The sequence below is a fragment of the Caballeronia sp. LZ065 genome, from assembly GCF_031450975.1.
Lineage (GTDB): Bacteria > Pseudomonadota > Gammaproteobacteria > Burkholderiales > Burkholderiaceae > Caballeronia.
Genome location: NZ_JARUXV010000014.1, coordinates 3,372 through 4,080, shown reverse-complemented (window position 1 = coordinate 4,080; position 709 = coordinate 3,372). Strand labels below are relative to the sequence as shown.

Below are 709 nucleotides of genomic sequence, written 5' to 3'. Positions count from 1 at the left end.
CCATTCGCCATTCGAGGTCTTCGCTGCAACACTTGCCTCAGCGAGCCAACCTCAAAGAGCTAAACATTAACCGCCGTTGCACTTCGGTTTGAAACCGCCCCCTATAAAAGAGGAGACGACCATGAAACTGACGCTGTGTGCAACGCTCGTTGCACTCTCGATGCAAGCGTATGCGCAGACGCCGAAAATCTCCGACGACGTCGTGCGGATCGGCGTGCTCACCGACCTCACCGGGCTCTATTCGGACTTCGCGGGCAAGGGCTCGGTCGAAGCGGTACGCATGGCCGCGGAAGATTTCGGCGGCAAGGTCGCGGGCAAGCCGATCGACGTCGTCGTGGGCGATCATCAGAACAAGGCGGACGTCGCGTCGATGAAAGCGCGCGAATGGTTCGATCAGGGCAAGGTCGACATGATCACCGACCTCGTCGGGTCGTCGCCGTCGCTTGCGGTCGTCGAGATCGGACGGCAGAAGCAGCGCGTCGTGATGGTAACCGGCGCGTATTCGTCGCGCCTCACCAACGATGCATGCTCGCCTTACACGGTTCATTACCAGATCGATACGGTCGCGCTCGCGAGCACGCCGAAGCTGCTGGTGCAGCACGGTGCGGACTCGTGGTACTTCATCACCGCTGACTCTGCCTTCGGCAAGGCGATGGAATCGGATGCGACGGCGGTCATCGTCGGGAACAAGGGCAAGGTCGTCGGCCTG

At 60.9% G+C, this 709-nt stretch carries 1 protein-coding gene; it reads left to right on the top strand.

Features of this window, described 5'->3' with window-relative positions:
• Positions 1 to 121: 121 nt before the first annotated feature.
• Positions 122 to 709 (top strand): ABC transporter substrate-binding protein (locus QCE63_RS35375; RefSeq protein WP_309839899.1); only part of this gene is annotated, 588 nt, incomplete at its 3' end.